This window comes from Prosthecobacter sp., assembly GCF_020439865.1.
Classification (GTDB): domain Bacteria; phylum Verrucomicrobiota; class Verrucomicrobiia; order Verrucomicrobiales; family Verrucomicrobiaceae; genus Prosthecobacter.
In genome coordinates, this window is record NZ_JAGRPF010000078.1 from 1 (window position 1) to 15307 (window position 15307).

The 15307-nt window shown below is 59.6% G+C and carries 12 protein-coding genes and 1 pseudogene; all 13 read left to right on the forward strand.

Annotated features, from left to right (window positions below; genetic code table 11):
• Positions 1-212 (forward strand): annotated as a pseudogene (locus tag KDL09_RS08370) (exo-alpha-sialidase); the annotation flags it as partial.
• 5 nt (positions 213-217) lie between these two features.
• The gene (locus KDL09_RS08375) at positions 218-1033 is read left to right on the forward strand and encodes an aldolase/citrate lyase family protein (protein WP_294383838.1); all 816 of its coding nucleotides are present in this window, start codon (positions 218-220) and stop codon (positions 1031-1033) included.
• Positions 1034-1040: 7 nt separating this feature from the next.
• Positions 1041-1883: a subclass B3 metallo-beta-lactamase gene (bla, locus tag KDL09_RS08380; protein ID WP_294383842.1), complete on the forward strand. Its 843-nt coding sequence runs from the start codon at positions 1041-1043 to the stop codon at positions 1881-1883.
• 8 nt (positions 1884-1891) lie between these two features.
• Complete coding sequence (locus KDL09_RS08385) at positions 1892-2836, forward strand: aminoglycoside phosphotransferase family protein (protein ID WP_294383844.1); 945 nt, start codon at positions 1892-1894, stop codon at positions 2834-2836.
• Positions 2833-4125 (forward strand): phosphopyruvate hydratase, encoded by a 1293-nt coding sequence (eno, locus tag KDL09_RS08390; protein ID WP_294383845.1) that lies wholly within the window; start codon positions 2833-2835, stop codon positions 4123-4125. Before KDL09_RS08385 ends, eno begins: the two co-directional genes overlap by 4 nt.
• Positions 4122-4949, forward strand: a complete 828-nt coding sequence (locus KDL09_RS08395) for an aldo/keto reductase (protein ID WP_294383848.1) — start codon at positions 4122-4124, stop codon at positions 4947-4949. The genes eno and KDL09_RS08395 overlap by 4 nt, the downstream gene beginning before the upstream one ends.
• Positions 4946-5683, forward strand: a complete 738-nt coding sequence (locus KDL09_RS08400; RefSeq protein WP_294383851.1) for a phytanoyl-CoA dioxygenase family protein — start codon at positions 4946-4948, stop codon at positions 5681-5683. Before KDL09_RS08395 ends, KDL09_RS08400 begins: the two co-directional genes overlap by 4 nt.
• Positions 5680-7254, forward strand: a complete 1575-nt coding sequence (locus KDL09_RS08405; protein WP_294383854.1) for a hypothetical protein — start codon at positions 5680-5682, stop codon at positions 7252-7254. Before KDL09_RS08400 ends, KDL09_RS08405 begins: the two co-directional genes overlap by 4 nt.
• A gap of 3 nt (positions 7255-7257) precedes the next feature.
• Positions 7258-9696 carry an alpha/beta hydrolase fold domain-containing protein gene (locus KDL09_RS08410; protein WP_294383857.1) on the forward strand — a complete coding sequence of 813 codons (2439 nt, stop codon included), beginning with the start codon at positions 7258-7260 and terminating at the stop codon, positions 9694-9696.
• The gene (locus KDL09_RS08415) at positions 9693-11171 is read left to right on the forward strand and encodes a hypothetical protein (RefSeq protein ID WP_294383866.1); all 1479 of its coding nucleotides are present in this window, start codon (positions 9693-9695) and stop codon (positions 11169-11171) included. Before KDL09_RS08410 ends, KDL09_RS08415 begins: the two co-directional genes overlap by 4 nt.
• 15 nt (positions 11172-11186) lie before the next feature.
• Complete coding sequence (locus tag KDL09_RS08420) at positions 11187-12266, forward strand: sialidase family protein (protein WP_294383872.1); 1080 nt, start codon at positions 11187-11189, stop codon at positions 12264-12266.
• Positions 12263-13801, forward strand: a complete 1539-nt coding sequence (locus tag KDL09_RS08425) for a hypothetical protein (RefSeq protein WP_294383874.1) — start codon at positions 12263-12265, stop codon at positions 13799-13801. The genes KDL09_RS08420 and KDL09_RS08425 overlap by 4 nt, the downstream gene beginning before the upstream one ends.
• Positions 13798-15306, forward strand: a complete 1509-nt coding sequence (locus KDL09_RS08430) for a hypothetical protein (protein WP_294383876.1) — start codon at positions 13798-13800, stop codon at positions 15304-15306. Before KDL09_RS08425 ends, KDL09_RS08430 begins: the two co-directional genes overlap by 4 nt.
• Position 15307: the final 1 nt, after the last annotated feature.

The following is a 15307-nucleotide window of genomic DNA, read 5'->3' on the forward strand; positions in this document are numbered from 1 at the left end:
CCTTCGTTGCCGCCATTTCCACCGACGGCGGCAAAACCTTTCCGCAGCGCAAGCTGATCGAGAGTGATCCCGACGGCCTCTACCACTACACCGCCATTCATTTTGTCGGCGATGCCATGCTCATCGGCTACTGCGCTGGTGACAGCAAGGTCGGTGCTCTCAACCGCCTGCGCATCCGCCGCATCACCCTCGACTGGCTTCGCCAGAAATAGTCATCATGAGAAAGTCCAAAGTCCTCGCCAAACTCCGCTCCGGTCAGGTCGCCCGCATTTGCTGCTGTGGTTCACCGATCGCCTTTTTTCCGGCCATCGCCGCCCATTTCAAATACGACGGCATCTGGCTCGATGCCGAACACCGTATTTGGGATCCGCGTGAGGCGGAGACGATGCTCGGCCGTCATCATGCTGCTGACATCGACTGCATCTGGCGTCCACCGACCAAAGAGAAGAACTCGCTTTACCGGTTGCTTGAAGATGGCGCCGCCGGTCTCATGATACCTCACGTCGGAACCGCCGATGAAGCGCGTGCGCTCGTCAACGCGATCAAATTTCCGCCGCTCGGTGACCGCGGATTTTGCGGCGGCGGCCGCGATGCGGACTACTGGATCGGCAAGCCCGCCGATTACACCGACGCTGCAAATCGCGAGACCTGCCTCGTCGTGCAGATCGAGACACCTGCCGCGCTCGCCAATGCCGAAGCCATCGCCGCCGTTCCGGGAGTGGATGTTCTCTTCATCGGCCCAGGAGATATGTCCCTGCGGCTCGGCTGCACCCCGGCGGTCAATGATCCCGTAATGCTCGATTTGCAGAAGCAAGTCGCCGCCGCGTGTCGGAAGCACGGCAAGGCATGGGGCCGTCCTGTTGGTTCTGCAGCCGATGCCAAAACCATCATTGATCTCGGTGCGCAGTTTGTCGTCCACGGCAGCGAGTTCGGAGCCGTCCATGCCCACTTCACTGCCTGTGCGGCCGACTTCGATTCGATCTTGAGTGACACCGCTTCGACACCTGCCATACCTGAGGGCAAGACTTACTGATCCGCTCATGAATCACCGCTTCTTCATTTGCCTCCTCCTCTTGAGTTTCATCAACGTTACGCAGGCGCAACAGCCTCCGGACTGGCTTGAACCCTTTCCGCCGCACAAGATCGCGGGCAATCTCTACTACGTCGGCTCTAAAGACCTCGCCTCTTATCTCATCACCACACCCGAGGGACACATCCTCATCAACAGCAGCCTCGAGGAATCCGTTCTGCTGATTCGTTCCAGCATTGAAAAGCTCGGGTTCAAATTCTCCGACGTGAAGATCCTGCTCATCAGCCACGCGCATTCGGACCACTGTGCTGGCAGCGCGGAGATCATGAAACAAACCAAAGCGCAGTACTTCGTCATGGCAGAGGATGCCGATGCCGTGGAAAACGGTGGCGCAGTCAAATCGCGTCTGAAAGCCAGCTATCTCAAGTTCCCGCCCGCAAAAGTGGATCGCCGCCTCAAGGACGGCGAGGGGGTCACACTCGGTGGTTCCACGGTGGTCGCGCATCTCACGCCCGGCCACACGCCCGGATGCACCACATGGACCATGAAAGTGGACGGCCTCAACGCGGTCATCATTGGCAGCCCGAATGTGAACCCCGGCTACATCCTCGTGAACAACAAGGATTGCCCGACGATCGCCGCCGACTACGAGAAGACCTTTCGCGTCCTGAAGTCGCTTCCCGTGGACCTCTTCCTCGGTGCCCACGGCGGCTATTACGACATGAATGCCAAGCACGCGCGACTGGGAACCGCAGACAAGAATCCATTCATCGACCCCAAAGGCTACGCTCGCTACGTCGCCAATCGCGAACAAGCCTTCCTCGCCGAACTGGCCAAACAGCAGGCCAAATAACCCTGCGTATGACCACCACCGACCTCCTCCCGCATCTGCAGGCCGCCGGTTTGACGGCGGGCGAGGTGCGTGTGACGCCGCTTACTGGTGGAGTGTCGAGCGACATCGTGTGCGTCGAATCATCCAAGGGTTCCATCGTCGTCAAAACCGCCTTGGAGAAGCTTCGTGTCAAAGACGACTGGTTCGCCGACGTGTCACGCAATCGCGTCGAGCGGATGTATTTCGAATACGCCGCGCCCATCATCCCGCATTCGGTGCCGCGCATCCTCGGCGGTGGAGACGGTTGGTTTGCCATGGAACATCTCGGCGAGATGACCAATTGGAAAACGGCACTGCTTTCCGGCGAGGTCAATCAAGAGACCGCGAGGCTCGCTGGCGAAGTCCTGGGCAAACTCCACGCCGCGTCGTGGCTGGATGATCGGGCGAGGATCGAGTTCGACACGTTGCCCAATTTCCACGCCCTGCGCATCGAGCCCTACCTGCTCACCACCGCCAGTCGGGTTCCGGAGGTTGGTGAGATCCTGCAGACCGAAGCCGCACGGCTTGCAGAGACGAAGCTTGCGCTCGTGCATGGTGATTACAGTCCGAAGAACCTTCTCGTCGCTCCGCAGCGGCTAGTTGTTCTCGATGCCGAATGCGGATGGTTCGGCGATCCGGCTTTCGACACCGCCTTTCTGCTCACCCACTTGCATCTGAAGGCGCTGCTGCATGCCCGAGTCGCAGAACTCATTACCGCTTTTTGGACTGCTTACGCCGCCGCCTGCGGTCAAAACCTCGAACAGCGCACCGTGAAGCTTCTCCTCTGTCTCCTGCTGGCCCGCGTGCATGGCAAGTCGCCCGTCGAATATCTTTCTGAAGAACAGCGTGCGTTCGTCACGCGCTTCGTTCTCGCTCGCCTACTCGATCCACCTTCTTTTCTCGCCGCATTGGCCGCTGACTGGACTCACGCATGAAAATCACCTCACTAGATGCCCTGCAAATCTTCGACAGTCGCGGCAATCCGACCGTGGAGGTGATTGCGACGCTTGAAGATGGCACCACGGGGCACGGTCTCGTACCTTCCGGCGCTTCCACCGGGCATCACGAGGCGTTGGAACTTCGTGATGGTGATAAGAGCCGCTTCAACGGCAAATCCGTCTTCAAAGCTCTCTCCCATGTGACAGGCGAAATCGCCAGCGAGGTGATTGGTCGCGATGTGTTCGATCAGACCGGTCTCGATGCTGCCTTGATCGCCCTCGATGGCACACCGGGCAAATCACGGCTCGGTGCCAATGCGATTCTCGGCACCAGCATGGCCGTTGCGCAGGCGGCGGCCAACGCGAAGCGCCTGCCTCTCTTTGAATCGCTCGGCCAAGGCGAAGGGACCTTACTGCCGTTGCCTGAGATTCAGATTTTTGGCGGCGGCAAACACGCGCAGGGTCGCATCGACATCCAGGATTTCATGATCATGGCCCTCACGGCCAAGTCGTATGATGAAACGCTCGAAGTCACCTCGAACGTCTTTCACGCCGCCGCCGAGATCATGCGAAAGCGCGGCCTGCTCGCGGGTGTGGCCGATGAGGGTGGTTACTGGCCCATGTTTGATCGAAATGAGGATGTCTTCGACGCCTTGATCGCCTCCATCGAACTCGCTGGCTACACGCCCGGACGTGAAGTGGGCATCTCACTCGACATCGCCGCCACGGACCTTTTTCACGACGGCCACTATACCCTTGGTTTGGAAAAGAGGCGGTTCAATTCGGAGCAGTTCGCGGCGCTCATGATCGGCTGGGTGGAAAAGTATCCCATCGTCTCGATCGAGGATCCGATGGCCGAAGACGACTGGGACGGCTGGAAGAGCGTGCGGCAGGCCATTGGTCATCGCTGCCAGCTCATCGGCGACGATCATTTCACCACCAACATCACCCGCATCGAACGCGGCATCGCCGCGAACACAGCGAACGCTGTCCTTATCAAGCTCAATCAGATTGGCACGGTCACCGAAACGATCGCCGCGATTCGTCGTACGCAGAAGGCTGGCTGGCTGCCCGTCGTCTCCGCCCGCTCCGGCGAAACGGAGGACTCCTTCATCGCCCATCTCGCCGTCGCCACCAATGCCGGACAGCTCAAAGTGGGCTCCTTCAGCCGCAGCGAACGCATGGCGAAGTGGAACGAGGTGCTGCGCATCCAGCGCCAGCTCGGCAACCGCGCGCGGTTCATCGGCGCAGGCATTTTTTCCAACTCAGGGATTCAGCTTTCATGAAAGGGCGTTCCCAGATCGGCCTCGGCTGCGTGACCTTCGGTCGTGAGATCGGCGAGTCGGCATCCTTTGCGCTGCTCGATCATGCGCTGGCGCAGGGTGTGCGGCACTTCGACACGGCGGCGGCTTATGGACAAGGGGCATCGGAGACGATTGTGGGCAGGTGGCTCGCTTCGCGGAAACCTGAAGGAGTCACCGTCGCGACGAAGGTTTTGCCGCCGTATGACCGGATCGACATCCGTGGCAGCCTGCAAAGACTCAGTGTGGAGCAAATCGACCTGCTCTATCTGCATCAGTGGCATGAAACTGCGCTTCAAGCCGGCACCGCACTCGATGAACTTGTGCGCTCCGGCCAAGTGAAGGCGCTCGGGGTCTGCAACGTCACCTTGGATCAACTCAAAGCCGCCGGCCCGCGCTACAGCTTTGTGCAGAACAATCACAACCTCGCCGTGAGCGACGTGAGTGAGGCGATGCGTGACTACTGTGCGGCCAATGACATTGACATCGTCACCTACAGCCCGCTCGGTGCTGGGTTTCTCACGAGCAAGCATCAAGACGGCGTGAAGGCGGGCTCCCGCTTCGATCTCGTCCCCGGCCATCAGGATGTCTATTTCCACGAGTCGGCTTATCGACGACTTGCGAAGCTGGAAGCTGTCGCCGGGCGCACCGGACACTCGCAGGCTCATCTCGCGCTCGCATGGGCGCTGCATCAGACCGGCATTGCCACCGTGCTCGTTGGCGGAAGGACTCCAGCTCATCTCGACCAAGCATTCGACGCCCTTGCCTTCAATGATCCGGCCCTCTTCGCCGAACTCACGCAATCATGAACATCCAGCCCGAACAATTGCTCGCTGACTATGAGCGCGATGGCGTCGTGCGCCTTCGTCAATTCTTGAGCGCCGAGGAAGTCGCCGCTGTGCGTGCCGAGCTGAATCGCTACATCCACGACGATCTCGCCAGCAAGCCGTTGAACGCCCGCACGCTCGAAAAGGATGAGAAGACCGTGCGCAATCTCTGGCGCTTGGAAGAGCATAACGACTTCTTCCGCGCTCTGGGTGAACGAGCGGACATCAAGGCCCTCATCGCCCCGCTCGTTCACGGCGAGCCCGTTTTGGTCGGCGTCGAGACGTTCAACAAGCCCGCCCGCATCGGCTCCGGCGTGCCGTATCATCAAGACAACGCTTACTTCTGCCAGACGCCGCCGGACATGCTCACCGTCTGGATCGCCATCGACGCCGTCACCGAAGCGAACGGCCCCGTTTTCTTCGTCAAAGGCTCACACAAAGGCGGAATGCTCCCGACACGTCCCAGCGGTGTGCGCGGCAACAGCATCGGCATGACCGAGACGCCTGACGTGCCGCTCAGCGATCAATTCTGCGGGCTGCTGGAGCCGGGGGATGCCACCATCCATCAGTGCGAGACCGTTCATCACTCGGCACCGAATACAACGGATCACTCGCGGCTCGGGCTGCTGCTCGTTTATCGTGGCAGCCACACTCAGACCGATCCGGCACTCAGAGCCGCCTACACGGCCGCCGTCTCTGCCACGCCACCCGCATGAAAACGTTTTTTGCAGCTCTGATTCTGTTCGCGGGCGTGTCCGGTCAGGCCGCCGAGCGGACGATTCTCATGGTGGATGATCACGAGATTCTGTATCGCGCCGGGACGCGGCGTGTGCTGGAGATTCCGGTTCGCCATGCGAAGAATCCGCTGATCACCGAGGACAAGCCGTGGGAGCTTGCCATCGGTTGGACGAGTGTGCACCGCGACAAGGCGACGGGACGCTATCAACTTTGGTATCAGGCATATGCCGGACCGCGTGCAGAACTGAAAACGCACGAATGCGTGGTCTGCTACGCGGAGTCGGCTGACGGCATCGCCTTTACCAAGCCGGATCTCGGGTTGTTTGAGTTCAACGGGGAGAAGCAGACGAACATCGTGCTGATCGGCAGCGGTGCGTATGGACATCGCTACTGCAACAGCGTGATTGTCGATGCTCAGGAAAAGGATGCTTCCAGGCGATACAAGATGCTCTATTATGACTGGGCCACGCAACCGGATGGTGAGGTGTGGGCGGGGCTGCACATCGCGTTTTCGCCGGATGGTGTTCATTGGACGAAGCACCCCGAGGCACCGCTCTACCGCACCTCGTTTGGCGGGAAGAAGGTTCAGCCGCCGTTTGCGGGTGAGAATCCATATCAGGAAACGAAGCTCGCGGATGGTCGGGTGAAACGGCAGATGATCGTGCCCATGAGCATGTCCGATGCGGCTGATCCGGTTTATGATCCGAAGCGAAAAATCTGGGCAGTCTATGGCAAGATGTGGATTCAGGGTCCCGAGGGCGGTCTCGCCTGGAAACACGGCATGGGCCGCGTGGAGAGCAGGGACCTGCTGCACTGGAGCAAGCCGCAGCTCGTCTGTGCACCGGATGATCGCGATGGCGCGCTCGAGTTTCACACCTCGCCGGTGTTTTATCACGGTGAGCGCTTCTTCAGCCTGAGCCAGATTCTCAATCGAGCGGGCGGAGGTACGATGGACATCGAACTCATGCTCAGTCGCGACGGATTCGAATGGGAGCGCCCCTTCCGTGACCACTACTTCATCGCGCGCAGCGAGGGGGACACCTTCGACAGCGGCACGATCCTGACGAACTCGAATTTCATCATCGAAGGCGGCGAGATGCGTTTCTACTACGGCGCCTACGGCAGCGGGGCCATTGGCGGCGGATCGAACATCACCAGCGACACCCAGAAGAGCGGCGTGGGTCTGGTGACGCTGCCGCTGAATCGCTTCGCAGGCATCCGAACCGAGCCTGAAGCGCCTACGGCGAAGATCAAAAATCCGCCGGACATCGGGCAGATCACCTTCAAGGCGCTGGACCTCCAAGGGCGCACGGAACTCTACGTGAATGCCAATGCGTCTGGCGGTGCGGTGTGTGCCGAGATTCTCGACGAGGATGGTTATCGAGTGCCCGGTTTCGACAAGGTGAGTTGCGTGCCTTTGAACAAGAAGGACGCCACGCGTTATCGGTTTTCCTGGAAGGAGAAGAAACTCGCCGAACTCCCGCCGGGACCACACCACATTCGCCTGCATCTGCAATCGTCCACGGTCTATGCCATCACGCTGCGCTGAGTCATGAAACGAGTTGCTGTCATTCTCTTCGCTCTGATCACGCCGCTGCTGGCGCAGGAGAAGTATGCGCCGATGCATCGCCTGACCTGGGAGGAGTATGCGGGCACGCTGGCGCATTGGCGGAAGGCATTTCCGAAGGTGGCGGTGCTCGAATCGCGAGGGATGAGCGGGCAGAACATGCCGGTGTATTTGCTGAAGATCACCGATCCGACGGTTAAGAGCACGGACAAGCAGGTGTGCCTCGTCACCACGCTGCACAGCGGCCCAGAGCGCACCGGAACGACAGGCGCGATGGCTTTTGCGGAGTGGTGCCTGAGCGATGATCCGCTGGCGGTGGAGACACGGAAAAGGCAGATCGTGCTCATCATGCCGTGCGTGAATCCGCTGGCGATGTTTTATACGGATCGCTTTCGCAATGAGCACGGCGTGGACCCTTACACGGGCACGGGACGCGTGGGGAAGCTGTGGGATGTGAAGTCGCTCACGTTGACGAAGCCGGAGGACGCACCGGAACTGTCCGCAGTGCTGTCGGTGATCGACGAATACCAACCGGAAGTCCACGCGGACCTGCATGGCACGGGTTTGCAGGAGTACGCGCCGGATCAGCTCGGCTCGCGCCGCATGTATCACGGCCAAATCATGACTGAGGTGACAGGTGGAGCTTATTCGAACTATGCGCTGCGTCCGTGGGACTGGCGGGTGACCGAGGCCATGATCGCCGCAGGCAAGGAGGCGGGCTTTCCATCGGATCGTTTCGAGGCAGATGCACAGCGAACGTTTTGGGGACCGGAACTGGCGCCGCTGGGCAGAAAGCTCTGGCACGGTATGCCGCTCTTCTATTCGGCTCACTACGGCTACGCGAAGTATCACACGATGGTCATCACGCAGGAGGTGGCGTGGGAACAGAGTCTCGTGGCGCGGATGAAAGGCCTCATGAAGATTGGGAACGAGGCTTGGTTGGATGAAAAAGTGCCTGGTTATCCCGTGAATCGCATGCGGCACTTCGTCGGGCATTTTGTCACCGCGTATGGTCGGAATGCGACGGAGCGTCGAGCGAGTCGTGTGGACTTGTGGAATCAGCAAAGTGAGTTCGCGCTCGGTTTTCTCTATCCGCAAACGGTGGGACGCGAGAGCCTCGTGGTGGCCACAACGGCCGGGGCGAAGAAAAAGATCGTCTCGAAGGAGTTTCCTGAAGCGGTGAAAAAGTTCATCGAAGTCGGTCCTGAACTCAAAGTGGCGATGGAAATGCCGAATGAACAACTCCTCGCTGCAACGACGGATGCCAAGCTTACGCGCGGAATTGGATTTCGAGTGCGATTGCCCTATCAAGCGCCGACGAAGCTCGATGTGCGGCTCAATGGGCGCGCTTTGAAAGCGAATGCGGCAGATGGCTACGACAGCTGGTTCGCGGACGGCTTCACGCAGGTGCAAGTGAATGTGCCGCCGCAGAAGCTCGCAGTCGATGGGCTCTATTTCATCACCTGCGCCTACGAACCCGATGAGCAACGCCCCAATGGCTGGATGCCGCCCGCTGAGGTGCAGAAGTTGTATGCGACAGCCAAGGCCGACGCCACACCCGCGACTTTCGTCGATTTAGCCTATGGCCCGCACTTCCGCCAGACGATGGACGTGTGGCTGGCGAAGTCGAAGAAGCCGACGCCGGTCGTCTTCTACATCCACGGTGGCGGCTGGGGTGCACAGGACAAGACGGACATTCATCAGCATCTGGACGTGCGCGCGTTTCTCGATGCCGGCATCTCCGTGGCGTCGATCAACTACCGTTTCCTCGCCGACGCGAATGCCGCGAAGGTCTCGCCACCGCTGCAATGGCCGCTGCAGGATGCGGCGAGGGCATTGCAGTTCCTGCGCTCGAAAGCGGACGAGTGGCACCTCGACAAAACGCGCATCGCAGCCAGCGGTGTGAGCGCTGGCGGTTGTTCCAGTCTCTGGCTCGCCATGCACAATGACATGGCCGATCCGAAGGCGGCTGATCCGGTTGCCCGCGAGTCAACGCGCCTGCTTTTCACGGTTACGAAGGCTCCGCAGCCCTCGCTCGATCCGAAACAGCTCGTTGAATGGATCCCGAACAGCGAATACGGCGGCCACGCCTTTGGCTACGTGGGCAAAACGCGAAAAGAGACCTTTGCGCCCTTTTTCGCAAACCGAGACAAGCATCTCGAAGATCTGGAACGCTACTCACCGATGTCTCACGCCAGCGCTGATGATCCTCCTGCATTCATACTCTGCATCAAGGAAGACAAACCGCCTATCAAAGGTGAGGCACAGACCGACCCGACGCACAGCGCTGTTCTCGGACTCATGCTGCAAGACACGCTGAGGCCGCTGGGCGTGAGGTGCGAGGTGCATCATCTGCTGGATGGCCAGCCACAGACAAGCCTTCAAGAACTGCTCATGAAACATCTCCAACCTTCCCAACCATGAAACGACGCTTCCTTCTCACTGCATCACTTCTTTCCTGTTCCTTGGTCAGCGCGGCCGATCCCATCCACATCGGCGGCCGTCGTGAACTCTTCGTGGATCACTTTTTGATCGAGAAGCTCAGCGGCACGCAGTTGCAACTGCATGCTCCGCGAGATGAAGGCATCGCTTTCAAGTTTGATGCGCCATGGGAGGGCGGATTCAGCGGCTACGCCAGCATCGTTCGCATTGGCGACAAGCTCCGCGCCTACTACCGAGGCAAGCCGGTGGCGAACAAGGATGGCAGCGATGACGAGGTGACCTGCTGCGCCGAGTCTGAAGACGGCATTCATTGGACGCGACCGGACGTGGGTGCTTACGAAGTGCAAGGCACGAGCAAGAATAATGTCGTGCTGATGAAGGCGCAGCAGGTCACGCACAACTTCAGCCCCTTTCTGGATTCGAAGCCGGGCGTGGCCTCTGACGAGCGATTCAAGGCCTTCGGTGGCACGATGCAGGGAGGCGGATTGATGGCTTACAAGTCGGCGGATGGACTTCACTGGGAAAAGATGGCCGAGGCGCCGGTGATCACGAAGGAAATGGTGCCCTATAAGTACATGTTCGACTCGCAGAACGTGCCGTTCTGGTCAGCAGCGGAGAAGAAATACCTCTGCTACTACCGCGTGTTTGAAGATGGCATCCGCCGCATCGTGCGCAGCGAGAGCGACGATTTCCTCAAATGGTCGGCGCCGGTGCTGCTCAAGTATCGGAATCCCGACATGGAGGCGCCCATCGAGCATCTCTACACGAATCAGACGAGCCCCTACTTCCGCGCGCCGCATCTGTATGTCTCCATCGCCGCGCGGTTCATGCCGGGACGCCGCGTCCTCACCGACGAACAGGCTGCGGCGATCAAAGTGAACCCCGGCTACTTCAAGGACACGTCCGACGCGATCTTCATGACGACACGTCCTGTCGAAGGCGTGACGCATGCCGGATTCTACGACCGCACCTTCCTCGAAGGCTTCATCCGCGGCGGCATTGGCGCACAGAACTGGGTCTCGCGCACGAACTACCCGGCACTCAATGTGGTGCAGACCGGGCCTGCCGAGATGTCGGTGTATGTGAACCAGGACTACGCCCAGCCGACTGCCCATCTGCGACGCTACTCGATGCGTCTTGATGGATTTGCCTCGCTGCATAGTGGCTACGCGGGCGGGCACATGATCACGAAGCCGCTCGTGTTCACCGGCCGCGAACTGTCGCTGAATTTTTCCACCTCGGCTGCTGGCGGGGTGAAGGTCGGAGTCGAAGATGTCGATGGAAAGTCGCTGCCAGGATTCTCGCTCGAAGACTGTCAGATGCAGATCGGCAACGAACTCGACCGCAAGGTCACCTGGAAATCCGGCACCGATGTCAGCGCTGTTTCCGGCAAGCCGGTGCGCCTGCGCTTCTCCATGAAGGACGCGGACATCTACTCTTTTCAATTCACCGAGTAACCCCAACGAACGATCATGAAACTCATCCACTGCCTCCTTGTCGGTGCACTGTCCGCATCACTTGCCGCCGCTGAGGAACCTACGCCGTCGTCGATCCAGCGCTTCATTGCCGTCGATAACGTCTGTGCGTGGCCCTCGCTGACTGTTCTTCCCGACGGAAGCATCAATGCCACCCTTTTCGGCAAACCGAGTCACGGGCAGATGGAAGGAGCGGTCGAATGTTGGAACAGTGCTGATGGACAATTCTGGGAGAAGCGCGGCATTCCCGCGCCGAACGAAGCGCACACGAATCGCATGAATCACGCTGCTGGAATCGCGAAGAATGGCGATCTCATCGTGCTTTGCTCGGGCTGGACAGATGTGAAGCAGCCCCAGCGGCCGAAGCAGGCTGCGTTCCGCGATGACATTCTGCCGTTGTGGGTCTGCCGCAGCAGCGATGGCGGCAAAACATGGTCGCAGATCAAAGCGTTTCCCGCGCCTGACGAAGGATGGACGAATTACATTCCCTTTGGCGACATCAAACAGGGCGACGACGGTGCACTGCACGTCTCCTGCTATGGCGGCGAATTCACCGATCCTACAAAGAGCACGAAGACCAAGGGCTACCGCTCCTGGCATTTCCGCAGTGACGACGATGGCAAGACGTGGCAACGCACGGGGACCATTCATCCGACCGGCAACGAAACGACGATCCTGCATCTCGGTGGCAAGCGCTGGATGGCGGCCGCCCGTGAAACAGGGATGGACATTTTTATCTCGGAGGATGACGGCGTTTCGTGGGGCGAGCCCAATCGGGTGACGCACAAGAACGAGATCAACGGACACCTGCTGCGCCTCAAGGACGGTCGCATTCTGCTCAGCCATGGGAGCCGGGTGAAGGAACAATTCGGTGTACTGGCGAAGTTCACGAGCGATGAGGGCGAGACATGGAGCGCCCCTGTTCGCATCGCGAAAACGCTGGAGTCTGACTGCGGTTATCCCAGCACGGTGCAGCGGGCCGATGGCAAACTGGTCACCGCCTGGTATTCCAAGACTTCCGAGAACCATCAGCGCTACCACATGGGCGTCGCCATCTGGGAGGCTCCGCAACCATGAGATGGCTCCTGCCATTCGTGTTTTCAGGCTTGGCCATCACATCGATGGCCGCGGATGCCTTTGATGAGACGAAAGGCGCGACGCTCTTTTCTTTCGACAACGTCGCCATCCCCTACACGCAAAACCTTCGCCTCGAAATGCGGCAACCCACACGGCACGCGGCCAATCCGGTCCTGCAGCGCGGTGCACCGGGCACGCCGGACGCCCATGGCGTGCAGTTTTACGGCTCGATCATCGAGGAAGGTGGCAAGTATCGCCTGTGGTATGTCGCGTTTGATGACGACGTGAGGAGCAAGGCGCCCTCAGCCCGCTGGCGTGCGGCGTATGCGGAGAGCACGGACGGTATGACATGGACGAAACCCAACCTGGGCCTGGTGGAGTTTCGCGGGAACAAGAACAACAACCTGGTCGATGTCGGCGGCGCATGGGGAATCGTAAACTTGAAGGTCATCAAGGACGAAGCCGATCCTGATCCGTCACGCCGCTACAAAATGACCACGCACGTCTATTTTCGACACAACACGCGGCTTGGAACGCTGCTGCCGTTTGTCAGCGCGGATGGACTCACGTGGAAGCCGGTCAAAGACGTGAAACCGGTCAAGGGAGAGCTGAAGAAGGAAGACCTGCTCATTCCCGGTGTGCACTTTGAACCCTGCGGAGGGCTTTACCAATGGGACGATCAGTATTTCATCACCGGGCAGAACGCCTTGCCGGGAACGCATCATTATCAGGGGCGTGTCGTGCGTCTGTATCGCAGCGCAGACTTTGTGAACTGGTCGGCCACGAACAGCATTGTTTTTCTGCGCACGCCGCAGCATGAATATCTCGGCGCAGGACGCAGCCGCGAAGGCGAGCAGAACCACGAGGGCATCAGCGTGTGGAATCGCGGTAACGTGTTGCTCGGCATTGCCGGACGCTGGCACGGCGCGGCGGAGTGGAAAGATGTGCGCGTCGATCTGGGATTCGTGATTAGCAACGACGGCCTGAACTTCCGCGAACCCAAACACGAATGGACCTTCCTCGAACGAGGCAAGGACGGCGAGTGGGATCAAGGCGGCCTGCTACAAGGTCAGGGATTTGAGAACATCGCCGACGAGACGTTCATCTACTACGGCGCGTGGGATCCTCGTCCCACGGGTGGCAAGGAAGTGCCGCGTGGTGGAATAGGCATCGCCAAACTACCGCGCGATCGTTTTGCCGATCTCGTTGTGGACACGAGCGGCGAGGGGCTGGGCGACTATCAGTTGCCCCAGGTGACGGCGGAACTGGTCACGACTTCCATTCCAGTCACGAATCCGCGATTCTTCATCAATGCGGACGGCTTGGGTGCGGATGCGGTGTTGCGCATTGAGTTGCTCGATCATCTCGAGCATCCGATCGCGGGTCGCAAGGCTGTGGTGAGCGAGAGTGGGTTTCACACGCCGGTTGTTTGGAACGAGGAATCCAAGCTGCCTGATCGAGTCCGTCTGCACATCATCTTTGAGGGAGCCAAACGCACCGAAATCCGCCTCAACGCCATTTACATCCAGCCATGAAACTGATCACCGCACTTTTTGCCATCGTCTTGCCTCTGCATGCCGCCGAGCAGGTGTTCTTTGCCTTTGATGACCAGAACATCGCCTGGCAGCACAATTTGAAGCTCACGTTGGAGACGGTGCAGAAGCATCCAGCGAATCCTGTGCTGCGCAGCGGGCCGCCGGGCTCACCGGATCATGGCCACGCGATTCTCTACGGGACCGTGATGAAGCAGGGCGACACCTTCCGCATGTGGTATCTCGGCATGCACGAAACGGAGAACAAGTCGGGACAGGCTCCTGGTTGGTGGCGGCCAATGTGTTATGCGGAGAGCAAAGACGGCATCACATGGACGAAGCCGGAACTCGGGCTCGTGGAGTTCAATGGCAGCAGGAAGAACAACATCTGCCTGATCGAAGGCGACCCACACTCGATGACACGGGTGAACGACTTCCTGTCGGTGCTCTATGAGCCGGAAGATCCCGATCCGGCGAAGCGCTACAAGTGCGCCTACATTGCTCACATGCCGTTCGACGAGGTGAAAGGCGGGCGCAGCAAGATCGGTCCGAATGAGCGTCGCTGGGCGGCATTTGTTACCGCAACGAGCGCGGATGGTCTGAAGTGGAAGTGCGTGGGTGATCGTCCGGCGAACGCGGGTGGCGAGCGCTTTGAAGTGAGCAGCTTGTATCGCTTCGGCGATTTCTACTGCAGCACGGGGCAGTTGATCAGCCCGTGGTCATGGCGTGCAGATGGCAGTGATATCGGACGCGATGTGCTGGCGTATCGCTCACCGGACTTCGTGACGTGGTCGAAGGCCAAGGCGCTGGCCTTTGCACGAATCGACCAGCTCACCACGCCGCCGATCAAAGGCCGCCAGTGCCACATGGGAGCAGGATTGTGGAATCGCGGCAATGTGATGATCGGCCTGCATGGCATGTGGCAGGACGCCGAACAGCCGCCGCCGAAGGGTGAGAACTGGAACTACGGTGTGCGCATCGACCTCGGGCTCGTCATCAGCAACGACGGCGTGCATTTCCGCGAGCCAGTGTCCGGTCACCAAATCATCCCGCGAGGCAAGGAAGGCGAGTGGGACGGCATCGCGCTGCTGCAAGGTCATGCCTTTGTGAACGAGGGTGACAAAACGATGATTTGGTATTCGCACTGGGACACGGGCGGTAAGCTCAAGAACATGAACATTGGCCTGGCGACGCTGCGACGCGATGGGTTTGGAGCGCTGTCGCGCAAGGTGTCGGAGGAGGAAGGTCACTTCATCACCAGCGCCTTCACCGCAAAGGAGATTGCGCTCAATGTGGACGGCCTCACCGCCGAATCGCCAATCCATGTGCAGCTTCTCGACCATCTGGACCACCCCCTTGAAGGCTTTGAGATCGATCTGACCACCAATGGCCTCAAGGTCCCGTTGAAATGGTCAAAGCCGCTGCCTTCAGGCCAAAAGATCGCGTTGCGTGTGAACTATCCCGCCAACAGCGCCGCCAAGATCTACGCCGTGTATTTCAACGACTGAA